The sequence below is a fragment of the Photorhabdus sp. RM96S genome (genome assembly GCF_042879335.1).
In the GTDB taxonomy this organism is placed as follows: domain Bacteria; phylum Pseudomonadota; class Gammaproteobacteria; order Enterobacterales; family Enterobacteriaceae; genus Photorhabdus; species Photorhabdus kayaii.
Window position 1 is genome coordinate 18,097 of the sequence record NZ_JBHFKT010000007.1, and the last position, 19,604, is coordinate 37,700.

Genomic DNA, 19,604 nt, shown 5'->3' on the forward strand with positions numbered 1-19,604 from the left:
TATATGTTCATTAAACTGACACATTGATTTAAATAGGATTACAATAATCAAATTATTACACTAGCTAATGACGATGTTTGGATACGAATCAATATCTTACTCATCGTAATATGTTTAGCTAAAAGAACTAGCATCATTCCGTCTATAAAATTGACTTCTCGACCTGTACCATATGTAATTTCTCTGCCACTATTTCACATGCGTCAAGTAATGAATAGAATAAATTTTCTAATTCCGCTCGACTTCCAATAAGCAATTTTTTCTTCAGCGTATTCTCACTTTCTTTTAGGTTTTGCGTATATTTAATAATGTCGGTGAGAATTTCGTTGTCTCTGTAATATTCCAAAACCTGAGTTTTCTTTGTTGGATAGAAACCACTTTTTAGGATTTGCAAAGGGCGTAAGCAACCGTGATCGGTAAGTTTCATCATCAGCCCAAGCATATAATGTGCTCGATGTCCATATGTACCAGAAATCAGATAAGAACGAGCTATTTGCCTTATAGTAAATAAATTATTAATAATGCCATATATATCGCCTTTCAATGACGGTTTCATTTCTAAAGCAAGATCCCCATAGACACGCTTAGTTCCATTAATGAGCGCATATGCTCTGAAACTAGGATACTGGTGAACATTCGATTCACTATATACAGAGATGGATAAATCCTTAAACCTAGATTGTGTTGAGCGAATTGCTTCAAGGATAACTGTATCGACCTTATCCACGATAACAATAGAGTCTATATCTGAACCACTTCTCATATCACCTCGGGCAGCACTACCGTGGAGATAAAAGGCTAATAATCTATCTCCAATAAACTGCCTTAAAAGAATAATCACTTGATCAATAATCGGTTGTAATGAAAGAAGATCGTCTACTTTACCCTGTGCTGAAACAATACGTGTCTCCGGGTAAAAGTGCTGCAACAACGTCGAATAGTACTCCGCGATTCCACTTAACCGTGCCGCTGCATCACGAAAAATATTAATATTGGATAAAAGTTCTTTTTCAAACTTTTGCCAAGATGTATTGCAAGTGACCAGCCAATTAAGATCTTCTGTTGGTATTTTCAAAACATATGCACTATTTTTGTGAATACAAGATAGTTCCTCCGATTCGAGCAAACGATATAGCCCCAATTCGGCGTAACGCATTGCCCAACCAAGCTGGCGTACTCCCCAAACGTGAGTCTTTGGCGTCAAGTTTCTGAGGTAGTAAAGACGTGCAATATGAGCAACGCTAAAAACTGCTTGTCTATATATATCAAGATTTCCTTTGATATTAGGGAGTACCACATCACTTATTTTTTCCGACCGTAAGAGCCAAGGATTCTTAGTAAATTGCCACATACAATGAGGCGGATAATATGACAACTCATTAATCGTAAGATAATTTAGGGTAAACTCAAAAAACTCCGCCTGAAGGTATCTTAGCGATGTAATGCAACCTGTGACGAAATTATCAGGTAAAATCACGTAGAAATGCCTCACACACCGAGAAGAATAATCGGGTTGACGGAGATATGAATCAGTTTCCACAATACCAAGGAGATTCTCTCCAAAAACTTCTAACGCGGACTGAATAAAATAGTCAGTTCTTGCGTCCATATAAATTTACTCTATAAGTATATCAAATCCATAAATCATGCATCGAATCAAGCTACATGCTTTAATAGGTTATAGTCGTAAGCAACAGGGATCTCAATTAAAAACGGTTCATTAAGAAGATATGCCTGTTCCAAGACTTTCGGAAGTTCTTCTGGATTCTTGAGTAAAACAGATTTCATTCCGTTAGCATTCGCCAATAAATGAAATTGAACCGGCCCTAGCTCTGTCATGCCTTTTACCGGTTCTTCACTATGTAAGCCTTGATAATACTTTATTAAACCGAAACAAGAATCTGACAGTACTATGATGATAACTGGCAATTTGTATCTAACAGCTGTTTCCAAGTCTTGACTTGTAGAATGAAAACCGCCATCGCCACAAATGGCTACAACTTTTTCTGAGGGATTACAAAGCTTCGCGGCTAACGCTGCGGGAAGGCCGAAACCAAAACTTCCACACACGTTGGAACAGATGAATCTATTAGGCATATGAGTAGGGGCTAATAAACCAGCGTACTGTTTGTGCAAACCGACATCACTGCATAGAATACCACTATCCCCCAAATAGTTGCTGATTACCTTCATAATCCTAGGAATATCAGTCGTTCCAGGCTTAACACTAATTGCTTTTCGCTCATCGAAGATCTCTTTAAGCTCTTTATGTTTTTCAGAGAAACCTTGGTTCCTCACAGTACAAACATTCCTGAGATAACGCAATGACTGCTCAATATTGCCTAAACAATTCACTTTTGGCTGAAAAACTTCTTCCATCGGAATATCGAAACTATTTATTACAATAGTATCCTTATTACAGCCCCACAAAGATGGTTTTAGATCTTCCCCAAAGTCGTAACCGATTAAAATAAGAAGATCAACATCGTCGAAAAGGTCTGATACTATTGGCCGACGATATACTCCATCAAGATATTTATTAGCTGCGGTTAAAAATAAACGATGTTTTTCAGATATTGCACCTTTTGCAGCCAAAGAACATATTATTGGAACATTGAGCTGCTCTGCAAAGAGTCTTACTTCATTTTGAGCTTGTTCCCGTAGTACCTGGTTACCAATGATGATCATTGGATAACGTGAATTATTTACCAAGCTAGCTACTTTTTCCAAATTAGCCACTACAGGTGCCGCAGGTTCCGTTCTTTTTGGTATTTGCAATCCTTCAAGAATATTAGCAGCTTCTTGAGCAGAGATTTCCTGCTTAAGGACATCTATAGGTATACTCATATAAACTGGGCCAGGTAATTTATCAATAGATACCTTTATTGCGGAAGGGATTTTTTGTCGAATGTCTTTAATACCTTCGATCTGGAAACTTACCTTTGTAATTGGCTTCATAAAACTTACATTATCAATACATTGATGAGTTAAGTTGTACTTAGCCTGTTCATTTGGTATTTGAGCTGATGCTACTATCATAGGAGAACGATCTAATATTCCTGAACATACTCCTGTCGCTATATTGGTAAGGCCGGGACCAAAAGTAGACCAGCACATTTGCGGTTTTCCTGTAAATCTTCCTAAAACATCAGCCATAATGCCAGCTGTAAATTCATGTCTTGTAAGGAAGAATTCGATACCAATTTGATTTGCAAATCTAATAGCCTCTGCTTCACCGCCTACAATACCGAAGCATTTGGTTACACCTTGGCGCGCAAGCGCACGCAGAAATAGTTCATCAAGTTTCATGTGGTCGTCCTTTGTGTTTAGAGTTTAATTTATAAAGCAACATTCATGAATGTTTATTAAAAATTCAGATATTTTTAATATGTACAGACTATGCCAATATTAATCTTCAGCTCTAAAAAGGCTTTTTGTGTGATCCAGCTCATACAAGGAACTTAACTACATAAATATCGTGATAACTGCTAAATCGATTTTTTTGAATTAGCTTATACAGGGTAGCTATTAAAAAGTAGTTTAATTATTTATATCAGTCAAGAAAACTAATTTGATTATCGTCACAATAGTAAATAGCAACAAGGCAAATTTTCAAAATAGTAGATAGTTTAAAAAAGAACCTAATCCGATTTTTACAACCTGATTAATAAGCAAGAATCTAGACTTAAGTCTTTGTTCCTACATGTCTATTCATTCTTAGTTGAATAAAACCAAACAATAGTACGGTTTCATGAGACAAGTAACCATTACCATCAATCCATGCAAAATTAATTAAAAAATTAAGGGAATACTTGGTGCACAAGTCGCCTATCAGCACAAGCGCACCCAGCAATACGGCAGATCAACTTATTGCAAGCTATAATCCCGGCGCTTTCCATAATGAAGTTGTCAAACCATGATCGACCAACGTTAATTGATCAGCATATATCGCCTGCCAATCCTGTTTAGCCTTTTGATATACTTCATAATGTTCAGGATTTGGCTGATATTCATGTTGCCAACGCACCAGTTTTTCCCCTGTCGTCCCCATTGCATCATAAAGCCCAACCCCCACTCCAGCAGCAATTGCACAGCCTAAAGCGGTCGATTCTTTAACCATCGGCACCCGAACCGGCAACCCTGCCACATCAGATAAAATCTGGCTCCATAATTTTCCTTTTGAACCACCACCAGCGAATACCAGTGAATCCGGTTTTACTGCCGAAAAGGCAGAAATCAGATCCAGATTACAGGCCGAGACAATCGCTGCATTCTCTTCCAACGCACGAAATAGGGTCGCTTTATTGCATTTCTCAGGATCAATGGAAAGGTTAATAAAGGAAGGTGCGGCATGATACCAAGCTTTAAACCGCATCACATCAGAGAAAATGGGTATAACACCATAAGCGCCCGCCGGGACTCTGGCCGCCATATCTTCCAATAAGCTATAAGTATCAACGCCAAGACGCTCCGCCAACAGCTTTTCTTCCGCGCAAAATGCATCCCTAAACCAACGCATCGTCAAGCCAGTAAAGAAACTAATGGACTCCGCCTGCACCATACCGGGAATAACATGAGGGTTTATCCGTGTATTCATATTTGGGTCAGTAACCGGCGCTGGTAAATTAACAACCTGCTGCCAGAAAGTACCACCGATAACGGCAGTCTGCGCTGGCTTAACAACACCTAAACCAAGACAACCAAGTTGGACATCACCACCGCCCATAATGACCGGTGTGCCAATATTCAGTCCACATTGAGCAGAAGCTTTCTCCGTGACGTAACCTAACAAGGTCCCAGTCTCTTTTACCGGCGAAAGAATATCGGAACGCAATCCTGCCATCTCAAGTAAATCGGGACGCCAATCACGGCTCACCAGATCCAGCATACCTGTCGTACCCGCATTGGAGGGATCAACAGCCAATTCACCACTGAGCATATTTGCCAGCCAGTCGCTGATCATGGTTAAAGCGGCTGCCTGACGATAGATAGCCGGGCGATGATGAGCCAACCATAACAGACGAGGCATTGCACCCAACGCTAATGTTTGCCCTGAACACCGATACACATCATATTCAAAAGTGCTGTCATACAACGCCTTCAATTCACTCACTTCTTGGCTGGAACGCGCATCCACATTAGCACAAGCCCAGATCGGCTCACCATTGCGGTTATAAAGCACGATACCTTCCCGCATAGAGCAAGAAGCCACCCCCTGAATAGCACTGGCGGGCAATTGCGCGGTTTTTAGCGCCTGGCGAATACATTGGCAAGCGAGCTGCCAGTTCGTCGCTAAATCAAACTCCATTGAACCCGGTACATCAGGTACAGGCTGATGTATCCATTCAGCCTGCCCCGCAGCTATTTGATTCCCTTCAAGATCAAATATCACTGCACGAACACTCCCTGTTCCTGCATCAAGCGCCATCAGATATTTTCCCGATGGATTAACACTACGGCGTTGATTCATGATGCTATCCTCAGTTCAATTACTTTTTGAATTTATATACCCGTCATCTTTCAAGTTGCCTCTTTGTTGGCTGCACTCACTCACCCCGGTCACATAGTTCTCTATGCTCCCGGGGATTCGCTCCCTTGCCGCCGCGTTCCATCTTGAAATCCATAGGGTATAGCTTTACCTCAAATTTTTTCTGCTTATTTCACGGATAGAGTAAATACAGGGTTCAGCGCAGCAAATCCAGCATCGCTCTGGCAGTCTGTTCTTCCGTCACCAGCCCATTGATATATTGACCATTCAGCGCAGCAATAATGGCTTCCGCTTTCTCTTCCCCTCCCGCAACGCCAATCACTGTCGGGATGGTTTTCAGTTCTGGCATGGAGATACCAATCAGCTCCTGATGAATTTGCATATCCTCCACCAGCTCACCATCAACGCGCATAAAATAGCCAAGGATATCGCCCACAGCGCCTTTCCGACCAAACATTAGCTGTTCACCATCACTGATATAGCCAGAACGCATAATTGTCGCCTGCTGTTTCTGATTAACTGCGCCAATACCAACGATAGCAATATCAGCCGCACAAGCCGCTAGCAAAACATCTCGGACACTGCTCTCCTGACGAAATGTTTCAGCAACCTGAGCAGTGGAAGCACGTAATGGGGCGGGGATAATACTGATTGAACAGGCTGCATCCAGTTGACCAATACCGGTCATGTAAGGACCGACGCCACCGGATAATGTGACTAGCCTAATTTGTTGTGATGAGATAAAACCACTTAAATGTTGCAATGTGCACATGGTAGTTTCACCAAATCCCACAGCCAATAATTGCTGCGGTTCAATCAATGCCATCAGCAAATGTGCCGCGCCAACCCCCAATCTGGCATTAAGATTCATATTTGCCAGCGCAGGCAAAACGCGTACCTGTTTCAAAGAGAAATGTTTTTGCAGGGTATCTTCCAGTGCCAAACACCCCTCGTAACGAGAGTTAATTTGTACCCGAATGACGCCTGATTGCCGCCCTTTCTCCAGTAATCTGGAAACTTTTAACCGGCTTAAACCAAGCAAATCGCCGATGTCACCTTGTGTCAGGCCATCGTGATAGTAAAACCATGCAATACGCGCAAGCAGCTCTTCTTCACTCATGCTATTACCCGGATAGGTGTCCTCAGACGATATACCCGTCATCTTTCAAGTTGCCTCTTTGTTGGCTGCACTCTCTCACCCCGGTCACATAGTTCCCTATGCTCCCGGGGATTCGTTCCCTTGCCGTCGCGATGCATCTTGAAATCCATAGGGTCTATATTTTTCTCTTTAGCTGATTTTTCTTTCACTGATTTTATCGACATAACCACTTTCTTTTATCCGCGCTCAACAGATAACCATTAAAACGTATAACACGCCAGAGTTTTACCGCAAAAATTTGAACACAATTCAATGAATATATAAATTTTTCACAAAATGTGATTTAAATATTGCCAATCTCATAATTTAACAGCTACCATGTTGAACAATTGTTTTTTAAATAGATAAATGTTCATTTTGTTTGCCTCCGCACCTGCATGTAAGAGGATGCCGCGATGTTACATAACAACACCGCAGTACCACCGCTATTAGAAGTCAGTGGCATCAGTAAGCAATTTTCCGGCGTAATGGTACTGAAACATATTGATTTTACTCTGTTTCCAGGGCAGATACAGGCTCTGTTAGGGGGTAATGGTGCGGGCAAATCAACACTGATGAAGATTATTGCTGGTCTCGAACAGCCGGATAAAGGCACGCTCAAGATTAGCGGTCATCATGTTAGCCATCTTAATCCCACTAAAGCCCACCAATTCGGTATTTATCTGATACCACAAGAACCACTGTTATTTCCGAATTTGTCTGTACAGGAAAACATCCTGTTTCGTTTGCCAAAGCATCAGGTAGATAAGTCTAAAATGAAACAGCTACTGGCATTACTTGGCTGTCAATTAGATCTACATGTCAGTGCTGGCAGCCTTAATGTTGCCGATCAACAACTGGTCGAAATTATGCGTGGCCTGATGCGTAATTCGAAAATCTTAATCCTTGATGAACCTACCGCCTCCCTAACACCAGTAGAAACCGAACGCTTATTTGCCCAGCTCCGTGAGCTACAACAGCAAGGTGTCGGCATCATTTTTATTTCCCACAAAATCCCTGAAATTTACCAACTAGCAGATCAGGTCAGTGTCATGCGTGACGGCACTATTGCCTTAAGTGGCAAAATCCGCGATTACACAACGGATGACATTATTCAGGCTATTACACCGGCCGCAAAAGATCAGCCATTAAATGGCACCCCAAAATTGGGTCTGGATCTTAGCAATAACCAGCACCAGACAGTACCTGATCGACCAATACTGACAGTCACCAAGCTAAGCGGTGAGGGTTTCAGCAATATCTCATTCTCAGTGAAACCGGGTGAAATTCTTGGTTTGGCCGGGGTTGTTGGTGCTGGCCGTACAGAACTGGCTGAAACACTTTATGGCCTGCGCCCTGCGGTATCCGGCGAAATTAAGTTAAAACAACATACTGTTAATGGGCTAAAAACGGCTCAACGTCTGGCCCAAGGTTTGGTTTATTTGCCGGAAGATCGACAGTCATCAGGATTATTTCTGGATTCATCACTCGGCTGGAATATCTGCTCACTAACCCACAACCGCAATACATTCTGGATACGCCCTGCCTATGATACAGCGGTACTTGAACGCTATTGCCAAATCCTAAATATCAAATTCAGCCATATCAACCAACCAATTAAAACGCTGTCCGGTGGTAATCAACAAAAAATTCTGATTGCTAAATGTCTGGAAGCTCACCCCGCCGTCCTGATTATTGATGAACCTACACGTGGTGTGGATGTCGCGGCACGCAATGATATTTACCAACTGATTCGTCATATCGCCCAACAGCAAGTGGCCATTATTTTTATTTCATCGGATCTGGATGAAGTGGTTCGAATCGCTGATCGGGTATTAGTCATGCATCAGGGAGAAATCAATGGCGAGCTAACTAAGCAACAGATGGATGTTGACACCATTATGCATATCGCTTTCGGCGAACATAAACCACAACAGGCGACATCATGTTGAAACTTATCCAGAATAACCGCGAAATTACCGCATTGATTGCCATTCTCTGCCTGTTTGGCTTACTCAGTGTTATCGACCACCAGTACTTTAGCTTACAAACTGTCACCCTCGTTTTTAGCAGTGCGCAGATCCTTATCTTGCTTGCAATGGGGGCAACACTGGTCATGCTGACTCGCAATATTGATGTCTCTGTCGGCTCGATTGCTGGCTTATGCGCGGTCATTATGGGAATGTCACTGAATGCCGGCTTTAGCCTGTCCGTTTCCTGCCTGTTGACTCTTCTGCTCGGCATGTGTGCCGGATTCTTCAATGGTGCGCTGGTCACCTGGTTGAAAATTCCCGCGATCGTTACCACCCTCGGCACGTTGGGGCTTTACCGTGGGCTGATGTTATTGCTTACTGACGGTAAATGGATCGAAGGCTTACCAAACGAATTAAAGCGCCTTTCCGCACCTTTATGGCTCAATATCTCACCTATCGGTTGGCTGTTAATGATCCTGATATTAGCAATGGCGTGGATACTAGCAAAAACCCCATTTGGCCGAAGCTTTTACGCCACAGGAGACAACCTGCAAGGTGCTCGTCAACTGGGCGTTCGTACAGATAGCATTCAAATTATCGCCTTCTCCGTGAATGGTGTCATGGCAGCACTGGCCGGAATTGTTTTTGCTTCCCAAATTGGTTTTATCCCAAATCAGACCGGCAGTGGGCTGGAAATGAGAGCTATCGCCGCTTGTGTGCTAGGCGGCGTCAGTCTGCTTGGCGGCACCGGTACAGTGATCGGCGCTATTTTAGGCGCATTTTTCCTGACGCAGATAAACAGCGGATTAGTACTGCTAAAACTCCCTGCCTGGTGGAACGATTTTATTGCCGGATTTGTTCTGCTGGCGGTGTTGATTTTTGATGGACGCCTTCGTTGTGCCATCGAAAAAAATATCCGCCAACAAAAATATGCCCGTTTCCTCAAAAATGACAAAAGTAATCAGGTGACATAATGAATATCGGTCAACGTTATGGCTGGGAATTGGCCTTAGCCGCATTACTGATTATTGAAATACTGCTGTTTGGCATAGCAAACCCGCGCATGCTGGATATCAATATATTGTTGCTGAGTACCAGTGATTTTATCTGTATCGGGATTGTGGCCTTGCCACTGACTATGGTTATTGTCAGTGGGGGTATCGATATTTCATTTGGCTCAACCATTGGTCTGTGCGCGATATCACTCGGAGTAATGAATCAGGCCGGTATTCCAATGGCCGCCGCTATTCCTTTGACACTACTGGTCGGTGCAATATGTGGAATAATCAATGCGGCACTCATTTTATATACCGGCATTAACCCACTGGTTATCACACTCGGTACCCTATATCTGTTCGGTGGCAGTGCCCTGCTACTTTCCGGCATCTCCGGTGCAACTGGTTACGAAGGTATTGGTGGCTTTCCACAAGCATTGACTGATTTTGCCAATTTGGCTTTGTTTGGCCTACCCATGCCATTGATGCTATTTCTACTCTGTCTCCTTATTTTCTGGCTGTTCATGCATCGTACCCACAGTGGACGCAATATTTTTCTGATTGGACAAAGCAGTAAAGTTGCCCGTTATGCGGCAATTCCTGTTGCCCGAACCCTATATCTTCTCTATACCCTGACCGGCATAGCTTCTGCTATCGCCGCCATTGTATTAGTTTCCTATTTTGGATCAGCGCGCTCTGACCTCGGCGCATCATTTCTGATGCCAGCAATCACCGCAGTAGTATTGGGCGGAGCCAATATTTACGGTGGTTCAGGTTCAATTATCGGCACCGCGCTGGCTATATTATTAATTGGTTATTTACAACAGGGGTTACAGATGGCTGGCGTCCCCAGTCAGGTATCCAGTGCCCTTGCTGGCGCCCTGTTGATTATTGCCGTGGTAGGACGTTCCATCAGCTTGCACCACCACCGAATCCGTGACTGGATACAACGATGGCGAAATCAGAGATTGTCTTCATAAACCTACAGATTGAATTTTATGACATTACAGTCCCTCTGAAACCCAACAATATGGAGAGAGTAATGAAAACACTGATCCTGAAAAAACTGGCTCTAATTAGCCTATTAAGTCTGGCTTGCGCCTCTTGGGTACACGCCGCCGAAAGAATCGCTTTCATCCCTAAACTGGTCGGTGTCGGCTTTTTTACCAGTGGCGGCCAAGGTGCCGTAGCCGCCGGGAAAGCTTTGGGGGTCAATGTGACCTATGATGGACCAACAGAACCCAGTGTTGCCGGTCAAGTTCAGCTTATCAACAATTTCGTGAACCAAGGCTATAACGCTATTGTGGTCTCTGCGGTTTCACCGGATGGTCTGTGCCCTGCGTTGAAACGAGCCATGCAACGGGGAGTAAAAATCCTGACCTGGGATTCAGATACTTCGCCGGAATGCCGTTCTATCTATATTAACCAAGGAACGCCAAACCAACTAGGCGGAATGCTGGTGGATATGGCCGCCAATCAGGTGCAAAAAGAGCAAGCCAAGGTCGCGTTTTTCTACTCCAGCCCAACGGTCACTGACCAAAACCAATGGGTCAAAGAAGCTAAAGATAAAATTGCCGCGGAGCATCCAGGTTGGGAGATTGTTACCACCCAGTTTGGTTATAACGATGCAACCAAATCCTTACAAACCGCAGAAGGGATTTTAAAAGCCTGGAGTGACCTGGACGCCATTATTGCCCCGGATGCCAATGCCCTGCCAGCCGCGGCACAGGCAGCAGAAAATCTGAAACGACAAGATGTTGCGATTGTGGGTTTCAGCACCCCCAATGTCATGCGCCCTTATGTTGAACGCGGAACCGTCAAGCAATTCGGGCTATGGGATGTTGTTAATCAAGGCAAAATTTCAATCCATGTCGCTAATGAATTACTCAAGAAAGGTGATTTAAATGTCGGCGATAAACTAGATATTCCCGATATTGGCATTGTTGAAGTTGTACCAAACCGCGTTCAGGGTTACCGCTATGAAGCCAAAGGAAACGGTATTGTTGTTCTACCTGAACGGGTCATTTTCACCAAAGACAATATCAATCAATACGATTTCTAATACGACTGTCCAGCAATCTCTGCCATGCAGGGTTGCTGGACCAATGTAAGTGAGTTAGGAGAAGAAAAATGGCAGATTTAGATGATATTAAAGATGGCAAAGATTTTGGTATTGATATCCCACAGAAGAACAGCCTATTTGAACTGAAAGGTTGCGGCGCACTGGATTGGGGAATGCAATCACGACTTTCACGCATTTTTAATCCCAAAACCAATCGAACGGTGATGTTGGCTTTCGACCACGGTTATTTTCAGGGGCCAACAACCGGGCTTGAACGCATCGATATCAATATTGCTCCACTATTTCCCCATACCGATGTCTTAATGTGCACCCGTGGTATTTTGCGTAGCCAAGTTCCACCCGCGACCAACAAACCGGTGGTCTTGCGTGCTTCCGGCGCCAACTCGATTCTGACGGAGCTGTCCAATGAGGCGGTCGCGGTTGCTATGGAAGATGCTTTACGCCTGAATGTCTGTGCAGTAGCTGCTCAGGTCTATATCGGCTCTGAATATGAGCATCAATCAATTAAGAACATTATCAAATTAGTCGATCAGGGAATGCGTTACGGTATGCCAACAATGGCAGTCACCGGCGTTGGGAAAGATATGGTTCGGGATCAGCGCTATTTTTCTCTGGCGACGCGCATTGCGGCCGAGATGGGCGCACAAATCATTAAAACTTATTATGTCGATACTGGCTTTGAGCGTATTGCCAGCGGATGTCCGGTTCCTATTGTGATTGCCGGTGGTAAAAAGTTACCAGAAAAAGAAGCTCTGGAGATGTGTTACCAGGCTATTGATCAAGGGGCTGCCGGTGTTGATATGGGACGTAATATTTTCCAATCCGAAGCACCGGTTGCCATGTTAAAAGCGGTTCAAACCGTTGTACATCAGAATGAGAATGCCAGCAAAGCTTACGAGTTATTTTTAAGTGAAAAACAATAAGGAGAAATTGAGATGCACGTAACTTTGGTTGAAATTAATGTTAAGCAGGACAAATTAGACGAATTTATTGAAATTTTTCGCCTTAATCATCTGGGATCAATTAAAGAAGCAGGCAATTTACGTTTTGATGTATTACGGGACGAAAATATTCCAACCCGCTTTTATATTTATGAAGCCTATGTTGATGAAAACGCGGCTAACACACACAAGCAAACCCCTCATTATCTGAAATGTGTTGAACAACTTGAATCCCTGATGTCTGAACCAAGGAAAAAGAGATCGTTTATTGGTGTGATGCCAGAAATAAAATAAATATACCCGTTATCTTTCAAGTTGCCTCTTTGTTGGCTACACTCACCCCGGTCACATAGTTATCTATGCTGCCGGGGATTCTCCCCCTTGCCGTCGCGATCCATCTTGAAATCCATTGGGTATAAAACGCTTCAATATAACGATAAAATACAACTTCGTTTAAATCACTAAATTATCCGGGACAGAATATTCTGCCCGAGGGTTTTGTTCTCGTATCACTCTTAATATTTCACAACCAAGAACAACATTGCTTCCATTAGGTATATCAGTAAAATCAATCAACAATAAATTCATATAAAGATTGAAGATCAACAAAATTAAAATCTTTCCCTAAAGCGCTCGGCAATCTTTTCAAGCTCGTCCATTAACTCAATGTCTCTATCAGTTCCCACTATGTCATTAGGTTCATTGTGATTCCAGTGCTTAATAATCGCAATTAACAAATAGGTATTTTGGTCAAAGAACCCAAAACAGTAAACTAGAACATAACCGCTCGTTCGTCTAAATTGCACCAACTTGAGTGAAAAACCACTTTCTCTGTAATGCAAGTGTTGCAACTCAAGGTAAGAACGGTTATTCGTGAACTTATAGGGAACATCCCGACCAAAGGTAATGGGCAAACCTTTTCCTTCTTTGTAGGCTTTGAAGTCATCAACCAAGGCTTTGGTTTTCTGTTCACCCAAAGCATCTTTCAAATTACTGTATGTAAATATTCTTACCACCGTTAATTTCCCTTTTTCTTGATCAGCGACTCCGCCATTTTATCTGCAACTTTTTTCATCTCACTTTCATTAAGATGAAAATTGCCGGTAGCTGAAAGTACTCCTTGTTCATCAAACTCGCAAATCACTAATGGCTTGCCTTGCCCCCTCTTTGAAGAAATTTGTATGCTTTTTATGACCATTCTTCGTAGTCTCCAGTGGAGCCGTGTTTGAGTTTCGTTGCCATCTCAGTAGCAATCTGATTCATATCCAAACCTTCACCAGTAAAATTAGCTGGAATGTTTTTTAACTCAGTTGTCCCTCGTTGAGCAAACTCAACAAAATTAATAATCTCTTCATACATATGTGCAGGTACAGCATAGAACTGGATCTGATTGTTTGATGAAACAGCAATAGCATCTCCTTGTGCTTCCGCCAAGGCAGCGCCAGGATTGGATTTGAACTTGCTTATCGGTATGGTGTAACCACACATAACCTTCTGTAACATATAGAATACCTCCACTTTACACTGCCATATATAGTTCCAAATTCAGCTCTAAGTATAGAGCTATATTTGGAGACTACCAACATTTTGTTGGTTGTAGACAACAACCTATCAGCGTCTAGCGAGCAATCCGCTCCTACACTTTTTAGTTACCGTTTACTCTGAATATACATACATATTAATTAAACACTCGCCTATAGTGCAGTTATTAGTCCTGATGAATCATTATAAAGCAGCCATATATTGCCGTTTGCAAAATGAATTTATTGACTTACAGAATGCTTACAACAAACTTTATCTTCCAAGAATAACGCTGCATTCTTCCTGTCTATTAATAAAATCAACCAACAATAATTCCCAACAGAATCTCTCAAAGTCAAAATCTGTATTACTGAATGTCGTGTTAATAATACCGATATCGCCAATAAACAATTGCTTTAAAACCAACCAAAAAGATTGACTTTTAATCAAATTTCGCTATTTTTGAGGAATGGAAAGAGCCTTGATTAGCATTCTCCTCTTTGATACTAACTTAGGATATTTCAAAATGCTCTCCAAACAGGCAAGCATACTTATGTTTTACCTTCTTGGCAGCATGGCGAAAGTTAGAAGAAAAAGAGACGAGTCTGACAACCAAACTACTTTCTTATCTACATCATTCATACCAATGACATAGGAGTACATATATTTTGGCTGACTTAATCTATCTGACAATAAAAGGGAAAAATCAGGGACTAATCTCTGCGGGTTGTTCATCAATTGACTCGATTGGTAATAAATGCCAAGTTAACCATCAAGATGAAATTCTAGTTTACGGTTTGAGCCACTCAATGTTACGTAAGAAAAACGTTAAACATCAACCGGTGATAATTAGAAAACCCATTGATAAATCAACGCCTCTGTTAGGTGTTGCAATTTCCAATAATGAAGTAATGGATTGTTTTATTAACCATTATCGGACAAGTTTAAATGGAGGATTAGAATTATATTTTAATTTAAAGCTAATCGGAGCTCAAATATTGGAATACAGTGTACTCCATCCTAACTCTTTAGAAAATAATGACCAGCAACCTCAAGAAACTCTATCGTTAATATATAAAAGTATAACGTGGAACCATATTATCGCAGGGACCGGCGGTTATAGTATATGGGAAGATACGGTATATTAACTTCCAATAAGATACCACCTCCCAAACGGGAGGTATTTATACCCGTCATCTTTCAAGCTGCCTCTTTGTTGGCTGCACTCGTTCACCCCAGTCACATAGTTATCTATGCTCCCGGGGATTCACTCCCTTGCCGTCGCGATGCATCTTGAAATCCATAAGGTATAGATAAACTTCACTCTATAATCCATTAAATAAATATCAATTCTTTTCTTTTTCTTTTTCTTTTTCTTTTTCTTTTTCTTTTTCTTTTTCTTTTTCTTTTTCTTCACTATAAGGTTTACCCATAGTAAGAAGACAAGAATATGCAATTGCAAAAAACAAAGCACCAAACCGGATTGATCTATAATCATAAATACTAAAATAATGTGGAAATATATATACCAGTACACCACCATTTACAGCAATATTATGCTGAACAGTATTAACAACCACAAAAAATAACAGTAAAAAGCACCGTTCGAATATAACCCCTTACATATTCCATCAACTTAAAAAGTACAATAAGCACGAAAATAGATAATTGCGTAATAAATAATTACAAAAAAGACATTATAATAGGATAACGTCACATCATCATTCATTTTTTTTACCATTATTTCCGCTTTGCTTTTCTTCCTCCTCACTATAAGATTTACTCACAGGCATTAGAAAACAATATGCAATCAGAAAAAACAAAGCACCAAACCGGATTGATCTATAATCATAAATACTAAAATAATGTGGGAATATATATATCAGAATACCACCATTTGCCAAAATATTATATTGAACAGCATTAACAATCAAAAGAAAAATAGAAAAAATCACCTCTCGGATATGGGTCTTTAAATACCCCCTTAGCTTAAGAAGTATAATAAACATGAAAATAGAAGTTGCGTAATAAATAATTACAAAAAAGACATTGTAATAGGATAACGTCACATCATCATTCATTTTTTTCACCATTATTTCCACTTTGCTTTTCTCTTTCCTCACGATAAAATTTGCTCACAGGCATCAGACAGCAATATACAATAAAGAAAAACAAAGCACCAAACCGGATTGATCTATAATCGTAAATACTAAAATAATGTGGGAATATATATATCAGAACACCGCCATTTAATAAAATATTATATTGGATAACAGTAAAAACCAAAATAATAACAGTAAAAACAACCGCTTGAATATAAATTTTTACGTACCCCCTAAACTTAAAAAGTACAATAAACACGAAAATAGACATTGCGTAATAAATAATTACAAAAAAGACATTGTAATAGGATAACGTCACGTCATTATTCATTTTTTTCACCATTAGAAATCGAATAAATACCAAAACTAGTCACAAGATCACCAGTAATCTCAGCAAGCAAAGGTATTTTCCCCATCTCCTGCCACCCTCTGATGTAATCAGTTTTTATATACCGAAATAAACGAAACGTTCCGAGCCTCACAATAGATCTTGCCATTCCGTACCCAGACAACGCCAGATCTACATAGCCGTAAACTCTATCACCATCAGCTCCACTATAACCAAGCGTTTTAGCTGCATCACGATAAACATCCCTTACCGGACCTGAAACCTCTTTCCTTAATAACAGGTAATACCCATTCTCATAAACATTATTTCCTCCCTGTATCAGTAGAGGTACACCAAAACCGGCACAAGCTGCGCCAAGAGAGGCCACACACACGCCAAGACCAGCAAAGATTTGAGAACCACCGCTAACAAAACCAATTCCTTTCAAAGTTAAATTGATTGTTTCATCCTCTTCTTCTTTTTTTTCTTTTTGAACAATCATATATATCTGGCTATCATTCATTAACAGGTCAAATTCCTGTCTCTTTAGGTTATCTATTTCATCTTGCAGGATTGCAATACCACCATCAACAGATAAGCAATTTGTACCTATCTCATGATTAACCGTTCTGATGAGTTCATTTATTTCAAAAAGGAAACGACTTCCGCTTCTAACATCAGAAAGATATCTAAAATTAAGCCTGGATGATATCTCATGTAATTCTTTAATTTTGAGATCTAAATAATGCCAACTCTGTCTTGATGAAAATACCATGTTAAACCTCTATAACTCGTTAATTTTGACTCATGCGATCCCCAAACAATGTGATAACCATTCCATGATCCTGTCCAAAAGAACATTGTAAGCCCTTAACCTTAGAATGCTGATTCTAAACTCCAATGGATAACCGTTATATAAAAAGGTCCTCATCCACGGCTGAATCAGATAGCTATGATTTGGTCCCACATGATCCTAATTCCTGACAATACCTATTAAGGCACTCCAATATCGAGAAATACTTTTCCATAGCGAATACCCAAATTATCTGGGCCATACAATATCTTTCACTACTTCTACCAAACCCATTAAATCACAACAATAGAACAACAAACAGTCTTTTTTCCCCGAATATTCTATTTCCTAAACACTAACCATTATTCAAACCTAATTTTTCTCTAAACACTATCTATTATTCAAACCTAACCATTCCCTGCTATATGCTATTATTTTCTTCCTTACACGATTAGAGTTTCATTTGAAATAACATTTTCCACATCGGCTTAATGCCAAAATCAATAATATCAGTCAGGCAATGTCTCTTATGCTCAGGCATAGTGCTCTCAATTGGAGGATACAATGCACAATGATAAAACTGACGCCTACGTCAAACGATTCAATCAGGTATTTAATTATACCCGTCATCTTTCAAGTTGCCTCTTTGTTGGCTGCGCTCACTCACCCCGGTCACATAGTTATCTATGCTCCCGGGGCTTCGCTCCCTTGCCGCCGCGATGCATCTTGAAATCCATAGGGTATATATTGAGCGCCATTTGGATGAGCCGCTCACATTGGAACAACTGAGTGAGGTAGCGAATTTTTCGCGTTATCACTTTCACCGACAGTTTGCCAATTACTGCGGTATACCGGTAGGACGCTATATCCAATTAATGCGATTAAAGCGTGCTTCCTACCGTTTGGCATTCAATCCGCTAGAAAAAATCATCGATATTGCGTTGGACGCAGGTTTTCAAAACCCGGAATCATTCAGCCGGGCCTTCAAACAGTCATTTGGTCTGACACCAAGCCAGTTCCGTAAACAACCGGCTTGGATAAATTGGTATCAGCGCATTCCTAAGCACATATTTTACGGCACGTTATTAACAGTTTGCCCAAAACCTCGAAAGAACGGTGCGGTCGTATTAGAGGATGGCCGCCAGCCATCCTCCAACATTTCATCAATAAGAACGTACAACCTCATTAATTTTTACTCAGATTAATTTAGATAACTCTTTTTGGACTATTCGCATTTTTTTTATAAACAATAATTTCATCAAAATCGTTATTACGTGTCAGCCACAGAGAAAGTGCTTTCAGCGAATCAGGGGTAAATTCATCACAGCGAGCGGTTATCTCCTCCGGTGTCAACCAGCATACATCATCAATTTCCGCTTCCTGTAAAGCAAACGGACCATGACTGATGCAACTGAATAATGCGCCACAAATACGGCAATCCTCTGCTTCATAATAAAAACTACCATGTTCTGCAAAAGGCACACCGGCAATACCCAACTCTTCTTCTGCTTCGCGCCGGGCAGAATCCAGCATATTTTCACCCGCCATCACAACACCACCTGCGGTCGCGTCCAACTTTCCCGGATAAAAATCTTTAGTTACTGTACGATGTTGAACCAAAATCTTTCCCATACCGTTGTGAACGACAATATAAGTCGCACGGTGTCGTAAACATTGGGCACGCATTTGCCGACGCGTAGCCTGAGCAATGACTTCATTATTTTCATTAACGATATCAATCCACTCAACACTCGCTACATTCTCTTGATTCTCTTGTTCCATCTTCAAAAACCTTTTTTATTAGCAGAAAATTGCAAATCTACAAGATGTTTATTTTAATCAAAACAACCAAATCGATAGGGACTCTACGAAGTTATTCGTTTCGGACAACTCATGCAACCTTTTCGCTAAACTTGAAATAAAACTGCAACGAAACTGTAGTCCGATAAGATTTTTACGGGTCATGATAACAGGGTTAATGGCTTTATCTTATCAACCCTGCAAATTAGAAAAGAGAATCTCAACCATCATCCGCCCAATATTCCTCATTATGGCGGCATTATTTTCTAGCGATCTATTGTTTGGTTATATACCCGTCATCTTTCAAGTTGCCTCTTTGTTGGCTGCACTCACTCACCCCGGTCACATCGTTATCTATGCTCCCGGGGATTCGCTCCCTTGCCGCCGCGATCCATCTTGAAATCCATAGGGTATAAATGCCAATTCACTAATCTTAATATTT

21 protein-coding genes and 1 pseudogene are annotated in these 19,604 nt (G+C 41.2%); 9 read left to right on the forward strand and 13 right to left on the reverse strand.

All coding sequences use genetic code 11. The annotated features are described in order from the left end of the window. Positions 1-142: 142 nt before the first annotated feature. The 4 genes from ACGF49_RS05980 to lsrR all read right to left on the reverse strand — a co-directional run bounded on the left by ACGF49_RS05980 (position 143) and on the right by lsrR (position 6,650). Positions 143-1,609: a nucleotidyltransferase domain-containing protein gene (locus tag ACGF49_RS05980; RefSeq protein ID WP_205068584.1), complete on the reverse strand. Its 1,467-nt coding sequence runs from the start codon at positions 1,607-1,609 to the stop codon at positions 143-145. A gap of 47 nt (positions 1,610-1,656) precedes the next feature. Next, on the reverse strand, positions 1,657-3,309 hold the full coding sequence (locus ACGF49_RS05985) for a thiamine pyrophosphate-binding protein (protein ID WP_262978387.1): 1,653 nt from the start codon (positions 3,307-3,309) through the stop codon (positions 1,657-1,659). A 568-nt stretch (positions 3,310-3,877) separates the two neighbouring features. Next, a complete protein-coding gene (gene lsrK / locus ACGF49_RS05990) occupies positions 3,878-5,470 on the reverse strand; it encodes an autoinducer-2 kinase (protein WP_113041786.1) in 1,593 nt (530 codons plus the stop codon). Positions 5,471-5,684: 214 nt separating this feature from the next. Beyond that, a complete protein-coding gene (lsrR, locus tag ACGF49_RS05995; protein ID WP_113041785.1) occupies positions 5,685-6,650 on the reverse strand; it encodes a transcriptional regulator LsrR in 966 nt (321 codons plus the stop codon). A gap of 392 nt (positions 6,651-7,042) precedes the next feature. Between lsrR and lsrA the strand changes: the two genes are divergently transcribed. The 6 genes from lsrA (at position 7,043) to lsrG (ending at position 12,912) form a co-directional block, all read left to right on the forward strand. After that, positions 7,043-8,578, forward strand: a complete 1,536-nt coding sequence (gene lsrA, locus ACGF49_RS06000) for an autoinducer 2 ABC transporter ATP-binding protein LsrA (protein WP_113041784.1) — start codon at positions 7,043-7,045, stop codon at positions 8,576-8,578. Continuing rightward, complete coding sequence (gene lsrC / locus ACGF49_RS06005) at positions 8,572-9,573, forward strand: autoinducer 2 ABC transporter permease LsrC (protein ID WP_113041783.1); 1,002 nt, start codon at positions 8,572-8,574, stop codon at positions 9,571-9,573. The genes lsrA and lsrC overlap by 7 nt, the downstream gene beginning before the upstream one ends. Further along, the gene (gene lsrD, locus ACGF49_RS06010; RefSeq protein ID WP_113041782.1) at positions 9,573-10,574 is read left to right on the forward strand and encodes an autoinducer 2 ABC transporter permease LsrD; all 1,002 of its coding nucleotides are present in this window, start codon (positions 9,573-9,575) and stop codon (positions 10,572-10,574) included. The genes lsrC and lsrD overlap by 1 nt, the downstream gene beginning before the upstream one ends. 62 nt (positions 10,575-10,636) lie before the next feature. After that, on the forward strand, positions 10,637-11,656 hold the full coding sequence (lsrB, locus tag ACGF49_RS06015) for an autoinducer 2 ABC transporter substrate-binding protein LsrB (RefSeq protein WP_113041790.1): 1,020 nt from the start codon (positions 10,637-10,639) through the stop codon (positions 11,654-11,656). A gap of 68 nt (positions 11,657-11,724) precedes the next feature. Then, positions 11,725-12,600: a 3-hydroxy-5-phosphonooxypentane-2,4-dione thiolase gene (lsrF, locus tag ACGF49_RS06020; protein WP_113041781.1), complete on the forward strand. Its 876-nt coding sequence runs from the start codon at positions 11,725-11,727 to the stop codon at positions 12,598-12,600. A 12-nt stretch (positions 12,601-12,612) separates the two neighbouring features. Beyond that, positions 12,613-12,912 (forward strand): (4S)-4-hydroxy-5-phosphonooxypentane-2,3-dione isomerase, encoded by a 300-nt coding sequence (gene lsrG / locus ACGF49_RS06025; RefSeq protein WP_113041780.1) that lies wholly within the window; start codon positions 12,613-12,615, stop codon positions 12,910-12,912. A gap of 317 nt (positions 12,913-13,229) precedes the next feature. Here the strand turns inward: lsrG and ACGF49_RS06030 are convergent, their stop codons facing one another. The 3 genes from ACGF49_RS06030 to ACGF49_RS06040 are packed head-to-tail and all read right to left on the reverse strand — an operon-like array spanning position 13,230 to position 14,121. Further along, positions 13,230-13,634, reverse strand: a complete 405-nt coding sequence (locus tag ACGF49_RS06030) for a type II toxin-antitoxin system YafO family toxin (protein WP_113041779.1) — start codon at positions 13,632-13,634, stop codon at positions 13,230-13,232. Between the two features lie 2 nt (positions 13,635-13,636). Then, positions 13,637-13,816, reverse strand: coding sequence for a hypothetical protein (locus ACGF49_RS06035; protein WP_113041778.1), 180 nt, complete (start codon positions 13,814-13,816; stop codon positions 13,637-13,639). Further along, entirely contained in the window at positions 13,807-14,121 is a 315-nt protein-coding gene (locus tag ACGF49_RS06040; RefSeq protein ID WP_113041777.1) for an antitoxin of toxin-antitoxin stability system, read from the reverse strand. The genes ACGF49_RS06035 and ACGF49_RS06040 overlap by 10 nt, the downstream gene beginning before the upstream one ends. Before the next feature lie 686 nt (positions 14,122-14,807). On the opposite strand from ACGF49_RS06040, the gene ACGF49_RS06045 reads away from it, so the two are divergent. Beyond that, the gene (locus tag ACGF49_RS06045) at positions 14,808-15,287 is read left to right on the forward strand and encodes an Hcp family type VI secretion system effector (RefSeq protein ID WP_113041776.1); all 480 of its coding nucleotides are present in this window, start codon (positions 14,808-14,810) and stop codon (positions 15,285-15,287) included. Positions 15,288-15,485: 198 nt separating this feature from the next. Here the strand turns inward: ACGF49_RS06045 and ACGF49_RS06050 are convergent, their stop codons facing one another. From ACGF49_RS06050 to ACGF49_RS06070, 5 genes are all read right to left on the reverse strand, one after another. Beyond that, positions 15,486-15,719 (reverse strand): hypothetical protein, encoded by a 234-nt coding sequence (locus tag ACGF49_RS06050; RefSeq protein ID WP_387490113.1) that lies wholly within the window; start codon positions 15,717-15,719, stop codon positions 15,486-15,488. A gap of 141 nt (positions 15,720-15,860) precedes the next feature. Continuing rightward, a complete protein-coding gene (locus tag ACGF49_RS06055; RefSeq protein WP_113041774.1) occupies positions 15,861-16,220 on the reverse strand; it encodes a hypothetical protein in 360 nt (119 codons plus the stop codon). After that, positions 16,213-16,572: a hypothetical protein gene (locus ACGF49_RS06060; RefSeq protein WP_113041773.1), complete on the reverse strand. Its 360-nt coding sequence runs from the start codon at positions 16,570-16,572 to the stop codon at positions 16,213-16,215. Before ACGF49_RS06060 ends, ACGF49_RS06055 begins: the two co-directional genes overlap by 8 nt. After that, entirely contained in the window at positions 16,565-17,344 is a 780-nt protein-coding gene (locus ACGF49_RS06065; protein WP_228902991.1) for a DUF4225 domain-containing protein, read from the reverse strand. The genes ACGF49_RS06060 and ACGF49_RS06065 overlap by 8 nt, the downstream gene beginning before the upstream one ends. Positions 17,345-17,975: 631 nt before the next feature. Next, positions 17,976-18,137 carry a hypothetical protein gene (locus ACGF49_RS06070; RefSeq protein ID WP_158536523.1) on the reverse strand — a complete coding sequence of 54 codons (162 nt, stop codon included), beginning with the start codon at positions 18,135-18,137 and terminating at the stop codon, positions 17,976-17,978. On the opposite strand from ACGF49_RS06070, the pseudogene ACGF49_RS06075 reads away from it, so the two are divergent. Further along, a pseudogene (locus ACGF49_RS06075) lies at positions 18,082-18,426 on the forward strand (helix-turn-helix domain-containing protein); the annotation flags it as partial. The gene ACGF49_RS06070 and the pseudogene ACGF49_RS06075 sit on opposite strands and share 56 nt — an antisense overlap. Before the next feature lie 142 nt (positions 18,427-18,568). Here the strand turns inward: ACGF49_RS06075 and yfcD are convergent. After that, positions 18,569-19,144 (reverse strand): NUDIX hydrolase YfcD, encoded by a 576-nt coding sequence (gene yfcD / locus ACGF49_RS06080; protein ID WP_113041771.1) that lies wholly within the window; start codon positions 19,142-19,144, stop codon positions 18,569-18,571. Between the two features lie 181 nt (positions 19,145-19,325). Here yfcD and ACGF49_RS06085 point away from each other — a divergent pair, with 181 nt between their 5' ends. Then, entirely contained in the window at positions 19,326-19,562 is a 237-nt protein-coding gene (locus ACGF49_RS06085) for a hypothetical protein (protein ID WP_271859159.1), read from the forward strand. Positions 19,563-19,604 lie beyond the last annotated feature (42 nt).